The organism is Cryobacterium sp. N22 (genome assembly GCF_002929555.1).
GTDB lineage: Bacteria > Actinomycetota > Actinomycetes > Actinomycetales > Microbacteriaceae > Cryobacterium.
This window is the reverse complement of the sequence record NZ_PJJP01000038.1, coordinates 211788-232234: the sequence shown is the minus strand read 5'-3', so window position 1 is coordinate 232234 and position 20447 is coordinate 211788. Positions and strand designations below refer to the sequence as shown.

At 68.1% G+C, this 20447-nt stretch carries 18 protein-coding genes; 9 read left to right on the top strand and 9 right to left on the bottom strand.

From position 1 onward, the window contains the following. From araA to araB, 3 genes are read right to left on the bottom strand one after another with little or no spacing between them, the layout of a single operon-like run. The gene (gene araA, locus CXY76_RS15050; RefSeq protein WP_104165941.1) at positions 1 to 1524 is read right to left on the bottom strand and encodes an L-arabinose isomerase; all 1524 of its coding nucleotides are present in this window, start codon (positions 1522 to 1524) and stop codon (positions 1 to 3) included. After that, positions 1524 to 2234 carry an L-ribulose-5-phosphate 4-epimerase gene (locus CXY76_RS15045; RefSeq protein WP_104165938.1) on the bottom strand — a complete coding sequence of 237 codons (711 nt, stop codon included), beginning with the start codon at positions 2232 to 2234 and terminating at the stop codon, positions 1524 to 1526. Before CXY76_RS15045 ends, araA begins: the two co-directional genes overlap by 1 nt. After that, the gene (gene araB, locus CXY76_RS15040; protein WP_199190323.1) at positions 2235 to 3935 is read right to left on the bottom strand and encodes a ribulokinase; all 1701 of its coding nucleotides are present in this window, start codon (positions 3933 to 3935) and stop codon (positions 2235 to 2237) included. 250 nt (positions 3936 to 4185) lie between these two features. On the opposite strand from araB, the gene CXY76_RS15035 reads away from it, so the two are divergent. Beyond that, complete coding sequence (locus CXY76_RS15035; protein ID WP_233199889.1) at positions 4186 to 5241, top strand: LacI family DNA-binding transcriptional regulator; 1056 nt, start codon at positions 4186 to 4188, stop codon at positions 5239 to 5241. Between the two features lie 27 nt (positions 5242 to 5268). On the opposite strand, the gene CXY76_RS15030 is transcribed toward CXY76_RS15035, so the two are convergent. The 4 genes from CXY76_RS15030 to CXY76_RS15015 form a co-directional block, all read right to left on the bottom strand. Further along, positions 5269 to 6135, bottom strand: a complete 867-nt coding sequence (locus CXY76_RS15030) for a pentapeptide repeat-containing protein (RefSeq protein WP_104165934.1) — start codon at positions 6133 to 6135, stop codon at positions 5269 to 5271. Between the two features lie 84 nt (positions 6136 to 6219). Beyond that, positions 6220 to 6975 (bottom strand): phosphotransferase, encoded by a 756-nt coding sequence (locus tag CXY76_RS15025; protein WP_104165931.1) that lies wholly within the window; start codon positions 6973 to 6975, stop codon positions 6220 to 6222. Positions 6976 to 6978: 3 nt separating this feature from the next. Beyond that, positions 6979 to 7605 (bottom strand): response regulator transcription factor, encoded by a 627-nt coding sequence (locus CXY76_RS15020; RefSeq protein ID WP_104165929.1) that lies wholly within the window; start codon positions 7603 to 7605, stop codon positions 6979 to 6981. Next, positions 7602 to 8789: a sensor histidine kinase gene (locus tag CXY76_RS15015; protein ID WP_104165926.1), complete on the bottom strand. Its 1188-nt coding sequence runs from the start codon at positions 8787 to 8789 to the stop codon at positions 7602 to 7604. Before CXY76_RS15015 ends, CXY76_RS15020 begins: the two co-directional genes overlap by 4 nt. 166 nt (positions 8790 to 8955) lie before the next feature. Between CXY76_RS15015 and CXY76_RS15010 the strand changes: the two genes are divergently transcribed. Further along, positions 8956 to 10026: an ABC transporter permease gene (locus CXY76_RS15010; RefSeq protein WP_104165924.1), complete on the top strand. Its 1071-nt coding sequence runs from the start codon at positions 8956 to 8958 to the stop codon at positions 10024 to 10026. After that, on the top strand, positions 10023 to 10715 hold the full coding sequence (locus CXY76_RS15005) for an ABC transporter ATP-binding protein (protein WP_104165921.1): 693 nt from the start codon (positions 10023 to 10025) through the stop codon (positions 10713 to 10715). The genes CXY76_RS15010 and CXY76_RS15005 overlap by 4 nt, the downstream gene beginning before the upstream one ends. A 26-nt stretch (positions 10716 to 10741) precedes the next feature. Here the strand turns inward: CXY76_RS15005 and CXY76_RS15000 are convergent, their stop codons facing one another. Next, the gene (locus tag CXY76_RS15000; RefSeq protein WP_104165919.1) at positions 10742 to 11716 is read right to left on the bottom strand and encodes an NAD-dependent epimerase/dehydratase family protein; all 975 of its coding nucleotides are present in this window, start codon (positions 11714 to 11716) and stop codon (positions 10742 to 10744) included. 100 nt (positions 11717 to 11816) lie between these two features. On the opposite strand from CXY76_RS15000, the gene CXY76_RS14995 reads away from it, so the two are divergent. From CXY76_RS14995 to CXY76_RS14970, 6 genes are all read left to right on the top strand, one after another. Next, complete coding sequence (locus tag CXY76_RS14995) at positions 11817 to 13091, top strand: lipopolysaccharide biosynthesis protein (protein ID WP_233199887.1); 1275 nt, start codon at positions 11817 to 11819, stop codon at positions 13089 to 13091. Positions 13092 to 13142: 51 nt separating this feature from the next. Next, the gene (locus CXY76_RS14990; protein ID WP_146073473.1) at positions 13143 to 13847 is read left to right on the top strand and encodes a hypothetical protein; all 705 of its coding nucleotides are present in this window, start codon (positions 13143 to 13145) and stop codon (positions 13845 to 13847) included. A 23-nt stretch (positions 13848 to 13870) separates the two neighbouring features. Beyond that, the gene (locus CXY76_RS14985) at positions 13871 to 14761 is read left to right on the top strand and encodes a Fic family protein (protein ID WP_104165915.1); all 891 of its coding nucleotides are present in this window, start codon (positions 13871 to 13873) and stop codon (positions 14759 to 14761) included. Between the two features lie 102 nt (positions 14762 to 14863). Continuing rightward, positions 14864 to 16618: a pyruvate dehydrogenase gene (locus tag CXY76_RS14980; protein WP_104165913.1), complete on the top strand. Its 1755-nt coding sequence runs from the start codon at positions 14864 to 14866 to the stop codon at positions 16616 to 16618. A 169-nt stretch (positions 16619 to 16787) separates the two neighbouring features. Then, positions 16788 to 17942: an AI-2E family transporter gene (locus tag CXY76_RS14975; protein ID WP_233199885.1), complete on the top strand. Its 1155-nt coding sequence runs from the start codon at positions 16788 to 16790 to the stop codon at positions 17940 to 17942. Between the two features lie 75 nt (positions 17943 to 18017). Then, positions 18018 to 19460: an NAD(P)/FAD-dependent oxidoreductase gene (locus CXY76_RS14970; RefSeq protein ID WP_104165909.1), complete on the top strand. Its 1443-nt coding sequence runs from the start codon at positions 18018 to 18020 to the stop codon at positions 19458 to 19460. 86 nt (positions 19461 to 19546) lie between these two features. Here CXY76_RS14970 and ppk2 read toward each other — a convergent pair whose 3' ends face one another. After that, positions 19547 to 20404 carry a polyphosphate kinase 2 gene (gene ppk2, locus CXY76_RS14965; protein ID WP_233199883.1) on the bottom strand — a complete coding sequence of 286 codons (858 nt, stop codon included), beginning with the start codon at positions 20402 to 20404 and terminating at the stop codon, positions 19547 to 19549. Positions 20405 to 20447 lie beyond the last annotated feature (43 nt).

The following is a 20447-nucleotide window of genomic DNA, read 5'->3' as shown; positions in this document are numbered from 1 at the left end:
CTACAGGCCTTGCGCCAGGCGGTAGTACGCCTGGTTCCAACGCACCTCGCGGGAGAAGTCCCGCAGGGTGGTGGTCTCATCGATCACGAGAAGCTCGGTGTGAGCGATCTCGGCGAAATCCTGGAACACCTCGATGCCGACGGCTGTCGACATGACGGTGTGGTGGGCGGCGCCGGCGGTGAGCCAGGCGGCGGCTGAGGTGGCGAAGTCCGGTGCGGGCTTCCAGACGGCACGGCCGACGGGGAGCTTGGGCAGGGCTTCGGTGGGTTCGACGACCTCGACCACGTTCGCCGTGAGGCGGAACCTGTCGCGCATGTCGCTCATCGCGACCACCACGGCGGGGCCGGGGGCGGCATTGAAGACCAGGCGCACCGGGTCCTCCTTGCCGCCGATGCCCAGCGGGTGGATCTCCAGGGTGGGCTTGGCGGTCGCCAGGGACGGACTGACCTCGAGCATGTGCGCGCCGAGGATGAGCTCGGCGCCGGGGGTGAGGTCGTAGGTGTAGTCCTCCATCAGGCTCGCGCCGCCGGGCAGGCCGGAGCCCATCACGTTGGCCACGCGGACCAGGATCGCGGTCTTCCAGTCGCCTTCGGCGCCGAAGCCGTAGCCCTGGGCCATCAGGCGTTGCACGGCCAGGCCGGGCAGCTGCTTGAGGGCGCCGAGGTCTTCGAAGTTGGTGGTGAAGGCGCTGAAGCCGCCGGCTTCGAGGAATGACTTCAGGCCGATTTCGATCGCGGCGCCGTAGCGCAGCGACTCGTGCCGGTCGCCACCGCGGCGAAGCTCCGGGGCCACGTCGTAGAGCTCTTCGTATTCGGCGACGAGGGCGTCGATGTCGGCATCCGTGGCGGCGTGCACGACGTCGGCGAGTTCGTTGACCGACCAGGTGTTCACCTGCACGCCGAAACGCAGTTCGGCTTCGGTCTTGTCACCCTCGGTGACGGCGACGTAACGCATGTTGTCGCCGAACCGGGCCAGTTTCATGCTGTTGGACGCAGCCCAACCGGCGGCGGCGCGGGTCCAGGTGCCGATGGAGGCGCTGACGACGGGGTTGGAGACGTGGCCGACGACGGTCTTGCGGGACACACCGAGGCGGGTCTGGATGTAGCCGAACTCGCGGTCGCCGTGGGCGGCCTGGTTCAGGTTCATGAAGTCGAAGTCGATCTCGGCCCAGGGCAGTTCGACGTTGGCCTGGGTGTGCAGGTGCAGCAGCGGCTTGGTCAAAGCGTTCAGGCCGCCGATCCACATCTTCGCCGGCGAGAACGTGTGCATCCAGGCGATCAGGCCGATGACCGTGTCGTCACTGTTCGCGTCGAGGGCGGCGCGACGGATGGACTCGGCGTCCTTGAGCACGGGCTTCCAGACGACCTTCACCGGAACGTCGCTGGAGGCGTTGAGGGCGTCGGCGATCGTCTGGGACTGTTCGGCGACCTGGCGGAGGGTTTCTTCGCCGTAGAGGTTCTGGCTGCCGGTGAGGAACCAGACTTCGTACTGGTCGAGGCTCGTGTTGAGTGTGGTGGTTGACATTATTTAAGGGCTCCTTGCGGTGCTTGTCCGTAGACGTTTTGGTAGCGGTTGAAGAGGGAATCGATCGCTTCTTGCGGGATCGGGATGAGCGGGCCGCCCTGGCGGGCCAGGTGCACGGTGCGGGCGACGTCTTCGACCATCACGGCGGCCTTGACCGCGTCGCGGGCATCCTTGCCGATCGTGAACGGGCCGTGGTTCTGCATCAGCACCGCCCGGGAGCGGTGCCCGGTCAGAGCCTCGACGATGCCCTGGCCGATGGTGTCATCGCCGATGATCGCGAACCGGCCCACCGGAATCGGCCCACCGAACTCATCCGCCATCGCCGTGATCACGCAGGGGATCTCTTCGCCGCGGGCGGCCCAGGCGGTGGCGTAGGTCGAGTGCGTGTGCACCACCCCGCCGACCTCGGGCATGTTCCGGTACACATAGGCGTGCGCGGCCGTGTCACTGGACGGCGACCGGTCCGAGCCGGGCGTCTCCGGGATGACAGCGCCGTCCAGGTCGCAGAGAATCATGTTCTCCGGCGCCAGATCGACGTAATCCACGCCGCTCGGCTTGATCACGAACAGGTCAGCGCCGGGCACCCGGCCCGACACGTTGCCGCCGGTCCACACCACCAGGCCGTTGCTGGTCAGTTCACCGTGCAGGCGGGCGATGTCTTCGCGTACTCTCGCGATCGCCACCTCGATCTCGGGTCCAAAGGAACTCAATTACGATTCCACCTTCGTTGTGTTGCGCTTCATGGCTTTCAGGCGGTGCATGACGTCGTTGGCGCCGCGGCCGAAGTAGTCGTGCAGCAGCGAGTACTCCGCGAACAGGGCGTCGTACGCCGTCGCCGCGGTTTCGTTGGGCGTGTACACGTTTTTGTTGAGCTTGCCCATTGCCTGCCCGGCGGCGCGTACGTCTGGGTAGGCGCCCGCGGCGACGGCCGCGTGGATCGCCGAGCCCAGCGCCCGGCCCTGGTCGCTGGCGATGGTCGAGATCGGCAGGCGCAGGATGTCGCAGTAGGTCTGCATCAGGAACGCGTTCTTGAGCAGCCCACCGGCCACGATGAACTCCGTCACCGGCACCCCGGAGGCGTTGAAGGTCTCCACGATGGTGCGGGTGCCGAACGCGGTCGCTTCGAACAGCGCCCGGTACACCTCCTCGGTGCGGGTGGTCAGGGTGGTGCCGACGACGAGACCGGAGAGTTCGTGGTCGACCAGCACCGACCGGTTGCCCGAGTGCCAGTCCAACGCCACGAGGCCGTGGCCGCCGACGGGCTGGTCCTTGACCAGCTCGGTCAGGTGCTGGTGGATGCTCAACCCCGACGCGGCCGCGGCGTCGTAGTAGTGGGCCGGGACCTGGTTTTTGACGTACCAGGCGAAAATGTCACCGACACCGGACTGGCCGGCCTCGTAGCCGAACAGGCCGGACACGATGCCACCGTCGACGACACCGCACATGCCGGGAACCTCGGCCAGGTGGTCCGAGTTCATCACGTGACAGGTCGAGGTGCCCATGATCGCGACCATCTGGCCCGGCAACACGGCCTGCGCCGCCGGGGCGGTGACATGCGCGTCGACGTTGCCCACGGCAACCGCGATGCCCTCTGGCAGCCCGGTCCACGCGGCGGCCTCGGCGGAGAGGGTGCCGGCGGCGGCACCGAGCTGGCCGATCTGATGCGCGACCTTCTCGTTGGCGAACTGCGCGAAGCCCGGGTTCAACGCGGCCAGGAACTCCTCGCTCGGGTAGGCGCCATCCTGCAGGATTCCCTTGTACCCGGCGGTGCAGGCGTTCCGCACGTACCGGCCGGTGAGCTGCCAGACGATCCAGTCCGCCGCTTCCACCCAGTGCTCCATCCGCGCGTACAGCTCGGGAGCTTCCTCAAGCAGCTGCAGGCCCTTCGCGAACTCCCACTCGCTGGAAATCAGTCCGCCGTACCGGGGCAACCAGGACTCGTTCCGCGCCGCGGCCAGCTCGTTGATCCGGTCTGCGTGCGACTGCGCCGCGTGGTGCTTCCACAACTTCACGTACGCGTGCGGGTTCCCGGCATACTCGGGCAACTCGTTCAGCGGCGTGCCATCGGCCAGAGTCGGCACCATCGTGCACGCGGTGAAGTCGGTGCCAACACCGATCACCCGGGCGGGGTCGATGCCGGCGTCCAGCACGGCAGCCGGCACCGCGCTCTTGAGCACGTCCACGTAGTCCTGCGGCACCTGCAACGCCCACTCCGGCGGCAACACCGCACCGGTCGAGACCAGCGTCGTGTCCATCACCGCGTGCGGGTAGTCCAGCGTGGCCGAACCCAGCTCAACACCGTCGGAGACCCGCACCACCACGGCACGGCCGGACAGGGTCCCGTAGTCGATTCCGATGACGTACGACTCGGTGGACGGCTCCGAATCGCGTGAGGGTGAGGCGTTGGTCACAATCGACTTCCTTGTCAGGGCTGTGGTGAGTTGGGCGGGAGGTGGATCGATGCCCGCGGTTGAATGTTAGCGCACTATCAGCCGCCGATGTTAGCGCACTATCGGAGTCATCTGCCAGCCATGACGTCGCTCAAATCGGTGGTTCTTGCTGATGAAACGCCGAATGCAGTGCGCCATCCGGCGGGTTCGGCTGAAAGGTAAAACTGTGGTGATAGTGCGCTATCGCGGTCAACTGGAGTATTCTTGACCAATGTCGACTTCTCCTGAGCTCCCGGTGAGCGAGAGCCTGCGGCCGACCAACCGCAGCGTGCGCATGATCGACGTGGCCAGGCTCGCCGGTGTCTCCCAGCAAACCGTGTCGCGGGTTGTGAACGGCCACAGCAATGTGGGACCCGAGGTGCGGGAGCGGGTGGAACGGGCGATCACTCAGCTGAGGTACAACCGCAATTCGGCGGCGCGCGCGCTGGCGACGAATCGCTCGATGAACCTCGGGGTGCTCAGCTATTCCCTGCCGGTGCACGGCTCGACCATGGTGCTGTTCGGAGTCGCGGAGGAGGCGCGCCGCAACGGCTACGCCACCAGCCTCGTCAGCATCTCCGACGTCGATTCGGACGGCATCCGGGCGGCTGTGGACACCCTGCTGGGTGACTCCGTGGATGGGATTGTCGTGCTGGCGCCGATGTCCGCCGCGGCTCCGGTGCTCAACGGGCTGGACCTGGACGTGCCCATCGTGCGCTTCGAACAGGGCGCGCCGGCCAGTTCGCACGCCGTGACGATGGATGACGGACTCGGTGCACGACTGGCCACCCGGCACCTGCTCGACCTCGGGCACGAAACCGTGTGGCACGTGGCCGGACCGCGGGGCTGGATGGCGTCGGATGCTCGCCGCGCCGGCTGGATGGCCGAGCTGGCCGCCGCCCACCGCCCGGTGAACCCCGAGTTCGCCACGGCTGACTGGACCGTCGAATCCGGTTACCGCGCCGGACTGCTCATCGCCGATAACCCGTCGATCACGGCGGTGCTCGCCGCCAACGACTCCATGGCCCTGGGAATCATGAAGGCTCTGACCGAACGCGGTCTGTCGGTGCCGGGCGACGTGAGCGTCGTGGGCTTCGACGACATGAGCGAGGCCCGATATTTCCAGCCCGGGCTCACCACCATCCGGCTCGACTTCGACGAGGTCGGCCGCCTCGCGGTCGACCGGCTGCTGCAGCTGATGGCCGGTGAGGCTGCGGAAATGATTCCCGCGATCGCACCGGAACTGGTGGTGCGCGAGAGCACAGCGGCACCCCGCACCCGCAGCTGACGTCGCCCGTCCGGGGCGCGGCTGTCGCTACCTCGCGTGCCAGTGCGAGGGCCGGCTGAATCCAGCCGGGAGCACCGTTGTGTCGTCCCCACGAGCGCTGTTGACCTGCATCTGGGTCAGGTAGATCGCCCCGGTGAGGTCGGCGCCGGAAAGGTTCGCGTCTCGCAGGTCCACGCCGAGAAGGTCGCACCGGCCCAGGCGGGCACGCCGCAGATCCGCGCCGATCATCAGCGAACCCCGAAGGGTCAGACCCCGGAGGTCGGCATTGGCCAGCTTCGCGCCCACGAGGTCGCTACCGGGGCCGAGGCTGCGTCCGCCCGTACGCCGGCTGACGCGGGCACCCTGATCTCCCTGGGTTCTTCGCGCGAGGTCGCTCGCCTCGATGAGGAGCGGGCGGGCGCGATCGAATTCAGCGTCGACATCGAGGCCGGTGAGGGCATCGGGCTGCTGGTTGCTGAGAGCGAGCACCCTTTCGAACACGGCCAGGAGCGGGGCATCCGCGTTCGTGGTCTCGACGAGGGTGAGCGCCTGATCGAGATACCAGAGCAGCTCGTGAAGCCGGCGGACGATGGGGAAGGTGCGGAACATGGCATCGCGGGTGGCTGGATCGTCTCGCCACGACCGTCCAGCGAAGGTCTGCCGGGACACCTTTTGACCGGCGCCGAAACAGTCGAACACCGTGCAGCCCTTGAAGCCGCGGGGCCGCAGCTCGGTGTGCACCCGGCAGGCATCGCGTTCGTCCAAGTTCACGCAGGGTTCGCCGGCCGGTTTGTCGACGGGGAAGTCCGCGGACTTGGCGAAAGCCAATGCCACGCAGCAGAGGCCGAAGCAATTGGCGCAGTCGGCCCCGAGGTCCTCACGGCGACCAAGTTCGACTCGCGTGCGTTCAGCCATCCCTAGAGCCGACAGATCTCTGACGTAAGCGTCTCCATGGGAGTCAGCCTCCCACATCCGCGCTCGCTGCGGTCGACCGCGGCGTCAGACGGTGTCGAGCTCACCCAAGGCGGCCTGAAGAGTGCGGTCGACCCCGTGAGCCAGCATTCTTTGATAGGTCTTGTCGCCGTCGGCGGCTACGGACCGGATGACGTTCACTTGTGTCTGCACACGTCGACGGACCAGCTCGAGCACATCGTTTGTCGTGCCGGCCCACCCGTAGGCCCGGAGAAATGTTTCCAGGCGAGCCCGGCGCTCCCCGAACGCCGTGAATCCTTCGTCCAGTACGAGTTGACGCGCGTGGAGGGGAACCCAGGAGAAGGCGACCCAGGCGAGGTCCTCGGCGCACGTGGTCGGCCCAGCCATATCCCAGTCCACGAAACCCACGAGCCCGACGTCATTCCACACCGCGTTGTAGGGCGCCGCGTCGTTGTGCCCGATGACCAGGCCTGGCTTCCACACGTGGCCCTCCCGCCACAGCGACCCTGCGGGCGGCTCGAAGTCGGCGACCGCGCCGTGATAGCGCCGCAGCCAGTCGCCCACGTCGAGGAGCGCTTCGTCGCTGTGGGTCCACTGCGGCCAGGGGCGGGCGCTACCGACCGTCGATCCCTCGAGATAGCTCACGATGTCGCGCCCGTGCATGTCAGTCCCGAGCGGGCGCGGCGCCCCGACGAATCCCGTGGCTGCCAGATGCTGCAGGAGGGCGTTCACCGCCGGAGTCCAGATACCGGGAACCCGGCGAATCGTTCCGTCGATCAGACGGGCGCCGCCGTCAAATCCGCCCTCCAGCCTTCCGTTCACGAGTCAGCGCAGAATCCCACGGTCCCGGGCGGCCGAGACGGCGGCGGTGCGCGAGGTGACGTTGAGTTTCGAGAAGATATGCGCGAGGTGCGACTTGACAGTCGTTTCGCTGACGAACAGATCAGCGGCGACCCCGGTGTTGGACTTGCCGCGGGCGACGAGCTCAAGCACTTCCATTTCCCGGGCGCTGAGACTGACCTGGGGGGCGCGCATCCGGCTCAATAGGCGAGAGGCGATCACGGGTGCAAGGGCGCTCTCCCCGGCGGCCGCGGCTCGGACCGCCGCAATCAGCTGGTGCGGTGGCGCGTCTTTGAGGAGATATCCGCTCGCCCCCGCCTCGACCGCGCCGAGGATGTCAGCATCCGAATCGTAGTTCGTCAACACCAGCACATACGGCGCCGCATCAAGAGCCCGGATGCGCCGGGTGGCGTCGGCGCCGGTGGAAGCCTCACCAGCACCGAATTGGAGGTCCATCAGCACGACATCCGGATTCTCGCGCTCGGCGGCCCGCACAGCCTCCTCCGGGGTGGCCGCTTCGGCGACGACGTCGAAGTCCTCCTCGAGGCTGAACAATGCGTTGAGTCCGGCACGGACGATGGGGTGATCATCCGCGATCACGAGCTTGATCATGGGGTCTCCGTGCGGGATAGGTTGACGGTCAGGGTGGTTCCGCGGCCGGGTGCGCTGTCGATGGTGAGGGTTCCGCCGAGCTGCTGCACACGCTCGTGTGTGGCCTGCAGGCCGAAGGAATCCGTCTTCTCTGCCGAATCCCTGGTGGAGAGCAGCGGGTCGAATCCGGTCCCGTCGTCAACGACGGTGAAGCACAGCTCGTCCCGGTCGACGGCGAGGGCGATGGTGGCGGTGGAGGCGTGGGCGTGCTGGATGACGTTCGCGATTGCGCCCTGTGCGATGCGGAGCAGCGCAGTCTGCAGATGCATCGGCAGCGCGACGCTGTCGGAAACCCGAACGGTCACTTCGAGTCCCTGGGTCGCCCACTGTGTCTGAGCGAGCCTGCGGAGCGCTCCGCCGAGACCCTGGTCGTCGAGTTGCGGTGGGGTGAGCTCGCGGATGAAGCGGCGGGCGTCGGCGAGGTTCGCGGCGGCCGTTTCGCGTGCCAGCCGGACGTGCTCGACGCCGGGCCGGTCGGGGTCGGTGCGTTCGGCGGCGTGCAGCAGCATCTGAATGCTGGAGAGCCCCTGAGCCAGCGTGTCGTGGATCTCTCGTGCGAGACGGGCCCGCTCTGCCAGCACGCCGGCTTCATGTTCGGTCGCGGCGAGTTGTCCCCGGGTGTTGATTAGTTCTCTCATCAGGGCCTCGCGCTGTTCGGCCTCGCGAGCCAGCGCTTGGTAGGCGAGGCCGATCAGGAGTGCGACTCCGGCGCCGACGAACGGGCCCACCACCCCGCCGACGGTCCATCCGCTGTGCACCCCGAGGGTGCAGATCGCCACGACCGTCGAAACCAGGATCGCGGCGGCCCCCCGCCATCGGCCGAGGAGGTGAAGGTAGAGAAAGAACAGGGGAAAGACCAGGTATGCGGCCTCCGGGATCAGCCACAGTAGGGCCACCCACTCGAGGGTGAGCAGAGCCAACCAGCTCTGCCTCGGAAAGCGAGAGCGGAAACGACCCGGGCGGCCGATGGCCGCTCCGAGGCCGTAGGTCACCACGAGGGCGACCGACACGACGATAACGGTGACGCTCGCGTCGGTGGGGGCGACCACCGCGCGGACGATGACGAGAACGGTCAAGGCGACGAACAGGACGTGCAGGCCGGTTCGCAGACCCACGAAGACCGGGGTCAGAGCAGTGTGGACCATGGGGCCGAGTTTACGTGTCCACCGTTTGAGGATCATCGTTCGAATGTACGACGGGCGGGTACTCCCTCCGGGTGCGAAACGGTGTTCGGGCGGCCGATGACCGAACCGGAGCGAGACGGGAAAGTGGGAACTGTCATCACATTCGGTGACAGGAAAGGCACACCACATGTTCGTCGCGTTACGCGATCTTCGCTTCGCCAGGGGACGGTTCCTCCTCATCGGCTCCGTCGTCGGCCTCATCACCGTTCTCGTCGGTTTTCTCAGCGGGCTGACGGGAGGGCTCGCGACACAGAACATCTCGGCCGTGCTCGCACTTCCCGGCGACCGCATCGTGTTCTCTGCCCCAGCTGCCGGGGAATCCAGTGCCACCTTCTCCGACTCCACCATCACCGAGCAGCAGGCGAGGGATTGGGCGTCAACGGATGCGGTCACCGCCGCGGAACCCATCGGGATCAGCCAGACCCGCGGCGAGGCCGGCACCACCCGCGCCGCGATCGCCGTCTTCGGTGTGCAACCGGGCTTCAACCGGGCCGCACCCACCCGCGACGGCCGCCTGGGCCTGTCCGATCCCGCGGCGACAGACCTCGGCGTGAGCGAAGGTGATGACGTGACGATCGCCGGCACCACCTACACCGTCGAAACCATCGACGGAGACGGCTGGTACAGCCACACACCCGTCGTGCAGATGACCCTCCACGACTGGCAGGACTACTCCGCCGCCACCGGGAACCCCGACGCCTACGCCACCGTCCTTGCCGTCGCCGGAACCCCCGACTGGGCTGCCGCCGACGCGACGAACGCGACAGTGTCCGAGAGCACCCTGGGTTCCCTGATGGCGCTCAGCGCGTTCCGCTCCGAGATCGGATCGCTCCTGCTCATGGTCACCATGCTGTTTGGAATCTCCGGTCTGGTGATCGGTGCGTTCTTCACGGTCTGGACTATGCAGCGAAAAGGCGACATCGCCGTCCTCAAGGCCCTCGGCGCCAGCACCACATCGCTTGTGCGTGACGCTCTCGGCCAAGCCTTGATCGTGTTGCTGGTCGGCATCGGGGTCGGTTTAGGACTCGTCGCCGTTCTGGGAACTCTCGCCGGCACTGCACTGCCCTTCCTGCTCAGCCCGATCACGACGGTTCTGCCCGGCGTGATCATGATCGCGCTCGGCCTCGCGGGCGCCGCCTTCGCGCTCCGCTCCGTCACCTCCGCCGACCCCCTCACCGCCCTTGGGAGCAACCGATGATCCGCCTGAACGACATCACCCTGACCTTCCCCGACGGCGACAGCCGCGTCACCGCCGTCGACCACGTCACCCTCACCGCCCACCCCGGAACCGTCACCGGCATCACCGGACCCAGCGGTTCCGGAAAATCGAGCCTCCTCGCCGTCGCGGCAACCCTCATCCGGCCGGACACCGGCCAGGTCCTCATCGACGACATCGACACCACAGGACTGACTCCGGGTGAAGCGACCGAACTGCGCCGCGACAAGATCGGCATCGTCTTCCAGCAGTCCAACCTCATCCCCTCCCTCACCGTGCGGGAACAATTGACCGTCATGAACGAGCTCGGTGCCCGGCACAGCCGGCGGAACCGCGGAAAAGCCACCACGCGGGCCGATTCGCTCCTCGACGCGGTCGGCCTCGCCGACCAACGTGGCAAGCGCCCGCACCAGCTCTCCGGCGGCCAGCGCCAGCGGGTCAACATCGCCAGAGCACTCATGAACGACCCCAGCGTCCTTCTCGTCGACGAACCCACCAGCGCCCTGGACCAAGAACGCGGCGCCAGCATCATCGACCTGATTCTGCGCCTCACCGATGAGTTGAGCACGTCAACCCTGCTCGTCACCCACGACCTGGTGCATCTCCCGCGCATGCACGGAGTTGTGCACCTGGTCGACGGCAAACTTGTCGACGTGCTCCCCGCCGCCTGAGTCCACACTCGACGGCGTCCTGCGTCTTAGCTCCCGGTCCCCAATCGTCTCTCGAGCACGGCGCTTTCCTCGTCCGGGGTGAGGCCCGCGCGGCGTGGTCGGTCCAGGCCGCGCGCGATCTCGTCCTCCAGGGTGCGAGCCAGCGTCTCCCGCAGAGGACGCAGGGTGCCGCCGGCTGCGAGGTAGGCGGAGCCGTCGCGTTGAGCGAAGGCGGCATCCGACAGGGGGAGCCAGAGTGGAAGCGACCGGGGGCCAGCCCAGTACCGGACACCACTCGCCAGCAGGTCAGCGTCATCGACGCTGACCTGCTCGCCGCGGAACCGCGTTGCCGCGCTGAGCTCGCGGAAGAAGCCATCCATCGGGTGGACCGCGCCGACCGCGTTCACCACTCCGACCAGGTGGTCACGTCCGGCCCGCTCGATCCACCCGGCGAGGTCGTCAACATCGATGGCCTGCACGTAGCGGCCTTCCGCTGCCGGGATGACGACCCGCCCACCTCGGTGCAGTCGGGCCGGCCAGTAGCCGAAGCGGTCGCTGGGGTCGCCCGGCCCGACGATGAGGCCGGGCCGGGCGATGAGCAGCCGGTCTCCCAGGCGTGCTGCGCTCAACCGCTCGGCTGCCACCTTGGCGTCGGCGTACTGTGCCAGGTCGAGAGGCTCCACTGTGACCGCCGACTCGTCCGCGAACGGGCTGGTGTTGTTCTCGTACACCGAGACACTCGAGACCAGCGTCCAATGGGAGGCGCGATCACCGAGGGCGTCAAGCGCGGGGCCCACCAGCCCCGGCTCGACGGCAAGCTCGATGATCTCGTCCCAGTCGCCTGCGAGGGCGTCGTATGCGCCCGGCCGCAACCGATCCGCTCGAACAAGCCGAGCCCCGTCGGGGACCGCCCCGGATTCTCCACGCGCCAGAGCGGTGACCGCAGCCCCCTCGGCAATCGCGGTCCGCGCGATTTCCCGACCCAGCCAGCCGGTCCCACCCAAAACAAGTACTCGCCTCATGGCCCCAGCTAAGCGAACTGGCAGGTCTCTTGTGCGGCCCTTCGCTCAGGGCGGAACGCCTGCCGGGGTGCATCGGGGCGCTGGCTAGACTGACGAATTGATGACATCTTCGCTGCCGACATCCGACACCGCCGCCCCTGATGTGACACGAACCGCCACGGCGCGCTGGGTCCTTCCGGCGACAGCCGTCAGCGGGTTGTCGGGATTCGTCGTCATGCTCCTGGCCTTTCGTGCGCTGGGCAGCGCCGGGTACGCCGTCTTCGGGGTGTACTGGTCGTCGTTGTTCCTGATCGTCGGCGTCCTCTTCGGCATCCAGCAGGAAACCACGCGGGCGGCGGCCGTTGAACGGGTAACCGCCGCACACACGGACCGGCGACGATCATTCTGGGTGTTCGCAGCCCTTATCGCGGCCGGAGTGGTCGCTGTTGTTCTGGTCACCGGCGTCTGGTGGGCGCCGCCGACCCTCGGGGCGGCACACGCCGGCTTGGTCGTCCAGGTCGCCCTGGGGGCGGGAGCGAACGTCTTCGTGGCCACCTTCAGCGGCGCCTTCGCCGGGGCGAACAGGTGGAGCCACCTGGCGGCCGTCATCGCACTCGATGGCATCCTGCGGTTGGCCGGCGTAGCCGGCGCGCTCATGCTCGGAGGTGACCTGCAGGTGCTGGCCTGGGCGGTCATCCTCCCATTCCCGCTCGCGCTGGCCATAGTCTTCCTGGTGTCGCCCCGAACGACGATGGCCGTCTCCCGGACGTCATCCGGCTACCGCCGGCTTCTGGTCAACTCGGCGCATACGGTCGTGGCGGCCACCGCGATGGCGCTCATCGTCAACGGATTCCCGATGGTGCTGGCGTTCTTCGCCAGGCCGGACCAGAACGAGGAGCTCGGGGCCCTCATCCTGGCCGTCACGTTCACCCGCGCGCCTGTGCTCGTCCCGCTCTTCGCGTTGCAGAGCTACCTCATCACCCGGTTCGCGGTGTCGCCCGCCACTCCCTGGCGACTCATCGGCCAGGCGATGGCCGTCATCGCCGTTGTGCTGGTGGCGCTGGCCGGAGCCACCGCCCTCTGGGGACCTCGCCTCTTCGACATGCTCAGCCGAGGGGACTTCGCGCTGTCGGCTTCGGCCTTGGTCCCGCTGGTGGTGTCATCCGGGTTCATCGGGGCCCTGTGCGTGACCGGCTCCGCGCTGGTGGCACGCGGACAGCACCGCGGGTACGCCGCAGGCTGGATCGTCGCCGCGGTGATCTCGGTAGCCATCCTGTTCATACCGCTGACCCTGGAAAGCCGCGCTGCGCTGGCCCTCTCCGCCGGGCCCCTGGCCGGACTGGCCGTGCAGGCCGTGTGCCTGCGCACTCGAACGGGTCCCACACCGGCCGCCTAAGCCAAATTGCTTTTGTCCCCACGCGCTGCAATGTTTACAGCAGGGGGAAACATGAAAATTCGTGAACTGACAGGTCGATGGACCGTGCTGCCGCTTGCCGGAGCGTTCGTTGTCGGCGCTCTGCTGACGGGCTGCTCGGTCGAGGCGGAGGTCGACAACCAGCCGCCCGCGATGCCGTTCGACACCGTCACCATGCCGGCCGACCAGGCGCCCACAGCAGTGCCCGGACAGCACCTCGGGACAGGTGAGATCGCTCTGCTCCCGCAGGCGAACTACAAGGGCGTGCCGGAAGACGCGATCGAGACGACAGTCTTAGGTGTGGTCGAGGGCGATCCCTCCTATTGGGACGGCTTCGACAACGGTGCGGAGTACGCGGGGGACACCCCGTTCTTCGCCGTGATGCAGTACCGCTGGGTCACCGGCGATGTGTCCGCCTACACGACGCCCCTCCTGCGCCCGCTGCTCGATGACGGCACCGAGGGCGGCATCGTGCAGCGTGAGTACCTGGGCTCGATGACGGCCGACACGGCCTGCCCGTTCGAGATCGGGCGTTTCGACCTCGACGAGGACCGGGGCCCCAACGAGTACATCGCCTGTGTGCTCTACACGGCACCGATCGGTTCCGCCGTGGTCGGACTGGGCTGGCACAACGTGGCCGACCTGGCCCTCTCGGAGCCGGATCCCGCCGTCAACCCGTTCTACCCCGCACCCGTGGTCTGGGATGTCACGCCGGTCGCGGCATCCGACAGGGACTAGACCAGTCCACGAAAGGGCACCTCATGGCCGGTGGCTACGATGTTCGTGCGCTGCACCCCGATCTCTTCGAGGGGGTCGAGGCGACCTCCGCGAGGCGGGTTGTCAGCAACTTCGGAAGCGATGCGCACGAGGGACGCCAGGCGTCTCGGCGCGACGTCGAGCTGGCGGTCCTCCTGGCCACGAAGAGGATCTCGCCACATCAGTTCCAGGATCGTGCTCTGGCCGAACTCGGCCTTTTCGGTTTTGACGCCCCAGACCTGATCACCGGCGCGGAGCTGTTCGATGCGACGTACCCCGATTTCTCGTCCACGCTGTATCCCCTCGGCGAGGAGGGCGGGGTGCCGGTGATGCGCAATGCCTGGGGCATCCGCGATGGCACGATGCTGCAGCAGGTCGAATACGTCCTGGCCGAGCGCGCGCGGGATTCCATCCAGACGGGTGAGATAGCGATTGAGCGAACGTACGACCTGGCTCACGCGCGGCGGATGCATGCGGCGATGTTCGCTGAGCTGTACCCGAACTGGGCCGGCGCGGTGCGGCCGCACGGACTGGTCAAGGGCCCGCATGCTTTTGCCCAGCCCAACCAGATCGACAACTACTGGCGAAACGCCACCGAAGCGATCCGCAACGCGGACCTGCCGGCGCTGCCGAGACGTGAGTTCGTGACCACCGCCGCGTACGTCTACGCCAACATCAACCAGGCGCATTTCGGCCGGGAGGGGAATGGGCGCACCGGCAAGCTGTTCCTGGAGCAGGTCGCCGAGATTACCGCGTTCGAGCTGGACTACAGCCGGATCGGTCCAGGGCTGTGGAATGAGCGATCGAAGAGCTCCCGGCCCGATCCGGGGTATCTGGCGGTGCGCCAAGCGTCGCTGGTGACAGTGTTCGACCAGATCACCGTCGACGCCGGGTAGCCATTCTCGACAGGTGGCCGTGGTGTCGCGCGCCCCTGTGAGTTCGCTGATTCTGCTCGTAGGCGATATCGCCGCGCCGGGGCCGCGGGGTTTACTGGACCGATGGCTCAGACCGTCGCAGACCAGATCATCGCCCAACTCGTGGACGCCGGCGTGCGCCGCATCTACGGCATCGTCGGGGACAGCCTCAACCCCGTCGTCGACGCCGTGCGCCGCACCGGCGGAGCCGCCAAGGGCGGCATCGACTGGGTGCACGTGCGCAATGAGGAGGCCGCGGCGTTTGCGGCCGGCGCCGAGGCCCAGCTCACCGGGCGCCTCGCCGTGTGCGCGGGCAGCTGCGGGCCGGGAAACCTGCACCTGATCAACGGGCTCTACGACGCGCATCGCAGCGGAGCGCCGGTGCTGGCCATCGCCAGCCACGTCCCAACCGGTCAGATCGGCAGCGGTTTCTTCCAGGAAACCCACCCCGACCGGCTCTTCACCGAGTGCTCGCACTACCGGGAACTGGTCTCCTCCGCCGAGCAATCGCCCAAGGTGATCAACGCGGCCATGCGGCACGCGGTGGCACTGGGTGGCGTCTCGGTGGTCACCCTGCCCGGTGACGTCGCCGAGCTCGACGCCGAGGGCGCCGTCCCCCGCTTCGTGCTGCCGGGGCGACCTACCGTGGTGCCCGCAGCGGACGACGTGCACGCCCTGGCCGACGCCATCAACCGGGCCAAGACCGTCGCGATCTTCGCCGGGGCCGGCGTCGCCGGCGCCCACGACGCGGTGATCGCCTTCGCCGACCTCGTCGCCGCGCCCGTCGGGCACAGCCTGCGCGGCAAGGAGTGGATCCAGTACGACAACCCGTTCGACGTGGGCATGACCGGGCTGCTCGGCTACGGGGCCGCGCACGCCGGCATCCACGACGCCGACCTGGTGCTGCTGCTCGGCACCGACTTCCCCTACGAACAGTTCCTGCCCGACGGCGCCAAGGTGGTCATCGCCCAGGTCGACACCAACCCGTCCCACCTGGGCCGTCGGGTCAGCGTCACCCATCCGGTTCACGGCGACGTGGCGGCAACCCTGGCGGCCCTCACCGACCTGGTGACGAAGAAGACCGACCGGGCCTTCCTCGAGCGCACTCTCAAGAAGCACGACAAACTGCTCAGCTCCGTCGTCGGCACCTACACGGATGTCGGCCACGGCCGTCCCATCCACCCCGAGTTCGCTGCCGCCATGCTCGACGAGCTCGTCGCCGACGACGCCATCGTCACCGCCGACACCGGCATGGGCAACGTCTGGCAGGCCCGGTACCTCACCCCCAACGGGCGCCGCCGGCTGATCGGCTCGTACCTGCACGGGTCGATGGCCAACGCCATGCCGCAGGCCATCGGCGCTCAGAGCGCCTACCCCGACCGCCAGGTGGTCACCATCAGCGGCGACGGGGGACTGGCCATGCTGCTCGGCGAGCTCATCACCATCGTCGCGCAGCAGCTGCCGGTGAAGGTCGTGGTGTTCAACAACTCCACCCTGGGCCTGGTGAAACTGGAGATGTTCGTCGACGGGTACCCCGATTTCGGGGTCGATGTCCCCGCCGTCGATTACGCCGCCGTTGCCTCCGCGCTCGGCTTCCATGCCGTGCGGGTGGAGGATCCGGCCGCGCTGCGGTCCGCGCTCACGGCAGCCTTCGCCCACGACGGGCCCGCCCTGGTCGACATCGTCACCGACCCGCTGGCGCTGTCCCTGCCGCCGAACGTGACCGCCAAGCAGGTCAAGGGCTTCGCGCTGGCCCTGTCGAAGACCGTGCTCAATGGTGGGGTGGGTGAGGCTGTGCAGATGGCGAGGTCCAACATCCGGCACCTGCCCGGGCTCTGACACCCGGCTGACCCTCGGCTCCGGGCTCACCCGAAACGGGTGACGCCGCGGCGGGGCGCGGGGGAGGACACTGTGCCTGACGCGAACCGATGCGGAAGGGACCCCCATGTGGCGACGCCGATCCAGGACCCGACCCCATCCGGACGAGACGCAACCGCCAGGCACGGCGGTGATCGTCGGCCCGCCGGTCGCGTCGCGGCGCACCACCTCGATCCTCATCGGTCTGGGCGGTGCCACGGTGGCGGTGTTCGGCCTGGCCGCCATCGCCGGCATCGCGGGGCCGATCCTCCTGGCGCTGGTGCTGACCATCTGCGCCCAACCGGTGCGCCGGGGCCTGGAACGGCGCGGCGTTCCCCGCGGCCTGGCCACGGGCTCGGTGGTGGCAACGGTCTTCGTCGTTCTGGCGGCCTTCGTGGCGGCGCTGGGCCTGGCCCTCGGCCAGTTCGCCGCCCTGCTGCCCCAGTTCGCCAGCCAACTCAGCGACATCGGCGCGGCGGTGACCGACTGGCTCGCGAGCATCGGTTTCGGTGCCGCGCAGGTGCAGGCGATCGAGGAGGGCTTCGACCCGAGCAACCTGGTCACGGTGGTCTCCGGGCTCTTCGGCAGCATCACCAACATCACGGTTGCCCTCGTGATCGTGCTCACCATGCTGATCCTGATGGCCGCGGACGCCGGCTACCTGCCCACCCTGCTCGACCAGCTGCGGCCGTCCCGACCGACCCTGGTGGAGGCGCTGACGAACTTCGCGTCCAGCGTGCGCCGCTACATGGTGGCCACCACTCTCCTGGGCATCGCCCAGGGGGTGCTCAACGCCCTCGCTCTGGTGGCGCTCGGGGTGCCGGGCGCGTTCCTCTGGGGACTGCTGTCGTTCCTCTGCAGCTTCATCCCCAATGTGGGCTACTTCATCGCCATCATCCCGCCCACGGTGTTCGCGTTCCTCACCGGCGGCTGGGAGCTCGCGTTGCCCGTGATCGTGATCTACGCGATCGTCAACGGCGTCGTGCAGTCGATCGTGCAGCCCCGCGTGGTGGGCAACGCCGTCGCCCTCAGCCAGTCGCTCACCTTCGCATCGGTGCTGTTCTGGGCCATCGTGCTCGGCGCGATCGGCGCGATCCTGGCGATTCCGCTCACCCTGCTGATCCGTACGATTCTGGTGGATGCCGACCCCGCGGCCGCCTGGTGGCGCCCCCTGATCGGTGACCTCGATGAAACCCGCACCCTGATGAAGGTCGAGGATGCCCGCCAACGCGCCCTGCGCAAGGCCGGCCGGGCGGCAAAGTCCGGCCAGGGAAAGGAAGCCAAACGCGCGCCCGGCCCCGCCTAGCTACCTGCTGGTCAGGGTCTTTTCCCAGGACCCGCTGGCAAAGTCGGTGATTCGTACTGCTGCCAGGAGGTTCTCATGCCCGCTGATCCCGCCGTTCCCGTCACAGCCACCGCGCCGCAATCGCACTACGACATACTCGTGATCGGGGCCGGTCCTGCCGGCACCGCCGCGGCCCTCCGCGCTGCCGAACTGGGCGCCAGGGTCGTCGTCGTCGAGTCCGACCGCACCGGCGGCACCTGCGTCAACACCGGCTGTGTGCCCACCCGGGCGCTCGCCAAGGCAGCCAGGCTGATGCGCGAGGTGCGCACCGCAGAGACCTACGGCATCGAGGCGGTCATCCAGCGGTTCGACTGGCGCACCACGGCCGCCAGGGTCACCGAGTCCGTCGACAGGGTGCGGTCGATCAAGCGCGAGGCCGAGCGGTTCAGCGACGCGGGCATCGATCTCGTCCTGGAGGGGCGGGCCCGGTTCGTCGACCCGCACACCGTGCAGCTCGACAGCGGCCGCCTCATCAGCGCCGACAACATCCTGATCTGCGTCGGCGGCCACTCGCGCCGGCTGCCGGTCCCCGGCGCCGAACTGGCCACGGTGCCCGAACACGTACTCGCCCTGCCCGCCCTGCCCGAACGCCTCGCGGTGATCGGCGGCGGCAACACCGGCGCCCAGCTGGTGACGATCTTCAGCTCGTTCGGCTCACGGGTGACGTTGCTCGACGTGGCGCCGCGGATCCTGATTGCCTCGGACGCCGCCGTCTCCGCGGGCGTGACCACGGCGTTCCGCGAGCAGGGCACCCGGGTGGACACCGGCATCGACACCGTCGAGTCGCTGGTGAAGCAGCCGGATGGCTCGATCGTGCTGACCTGGCGCACGGCCGGTGAACCGGTCTCCGGGCAGTTCGACGCCGTGATCATGGCCACGGGCTGGCCGGCGGATGTCGACGACCTGGGTCTGGCGAACGCGGGCGTGGCCACGGCGCGGTCGGCGATTCCCGTCGACCAGTACTTCCGAAGCGAGGTGTCGCACATCTTCGCCGTCGGCGACGCGAACGGCCGCGACATGCTCGTGCAGGCCGCGCAGTTCGAGGGCGAGGCCGCGGCCGAGAACGCCGTGCTCGGCACCAACCGTCGCACCCCGCACCACCTGCTGCCCGCCGGCGGGTTCACCGACCCCGACTACGCCGGGGTGGGGCTCACCGAGGAGCAGGCTCGCGCCCGCGACCCGCTCTGCGTGGTCGCGACGGTGCCGTACGCGAGCCTGGACCGGGCGGTCATCGACGACAGGGAACGCGGATTCCTGATGTTGATCTCCGACCGGCGCCGGGAGCTGATCCTCGGCGCGCACGCCGTGGGCGAGAACGCCATCGAGGTGGTGCAGTCGGTGACGACGGCCATCGCCGCCGGCGTGGACGTGGCCACCCTGGCCCACGTGCGGTTCGCCTACCCCACCTACAGCGCCATCATCGGCCTTGCCGCCCGCACCCTCCTGGCCGAGTCTCCGCCCGCCGCCGCCACTCCCTAGCTGTCCCTACTGTTACCGATGCGGACAATTGCACCCGGTGTGCCGGGCGCAATTGTCCGCACCGGCCACAGTTCTGGCCGGACCGGTTAGCTTTTCTTCTTTTTCTTCGCCTTCGCCTCCGCGGCCAGCTCGGTGATGCGCGCCGCGTGATCGGGCACCGGGCGAGTGAGCTCGCGGGGCGGCCGCTCGTAGTCCGACGCCGGCGGCCGGTGCGGGATGTGCACGGGCGGCGGCTCCATCTGCTCGTAGGGCACCATCGACAGGAAGTGGCTGATCATGTTCAGGCGTGCGGCGCGCTTGTCCTCGCTCTCTACCACCCACCAGGGGGCCTCGGCGATGTCGGTGTGCACGAACATCTCGTCCTTCGCCTTGGAGTAGTCCACCCACTTGGTGATCGAGAGCACATCCGTCTCCGACAGTTTCCAGCGCCGCATCGGGTCGTTCAGCCGCGACCTGAAGCGCAGTTCCTGCTCCAGGTCGGACACCGAGAACCAGTACTTGAGCAGGATGATGCCCTCTTCGACGAGCATCCGTTCGAACAGGGGAGCCTGGTGCAGGAACCGGCGGTATTCGTCGGGCGTGCAGTAGCCCATCACCTTCTCGACGCCCGCGCGGTTGTACCAGGACCGGTCCATCAGCACGATCTCGCCCGCCGTGGGCAGATGTTCGATGTAGCGCTGGAAATACCACTGGCCGCGCTGGCGGTCGGTGGGCACCGGCAGCGCCACGATGCGCGCGATGCGCGGATTGAGGTATTCGGTGACCCGCTTGATGGCCGAGCCCTTGCCCGCCGCATCGCGACCCTCGAAGATCACCACGATCCGGGCGCCGGACTCGCGGACCCACTCCTGCATGGTCACGAGGTCGGACTGCAGCGTGCGCAGCTCACCCTCGTAGAGTTTCTTGTCCATGCGGGGTGTGGCGGATGCATCCTTCTTCGCCATGCGCGGTCCTCCCTGATTCACGTGCGCTCAGCGTACTCGGTGG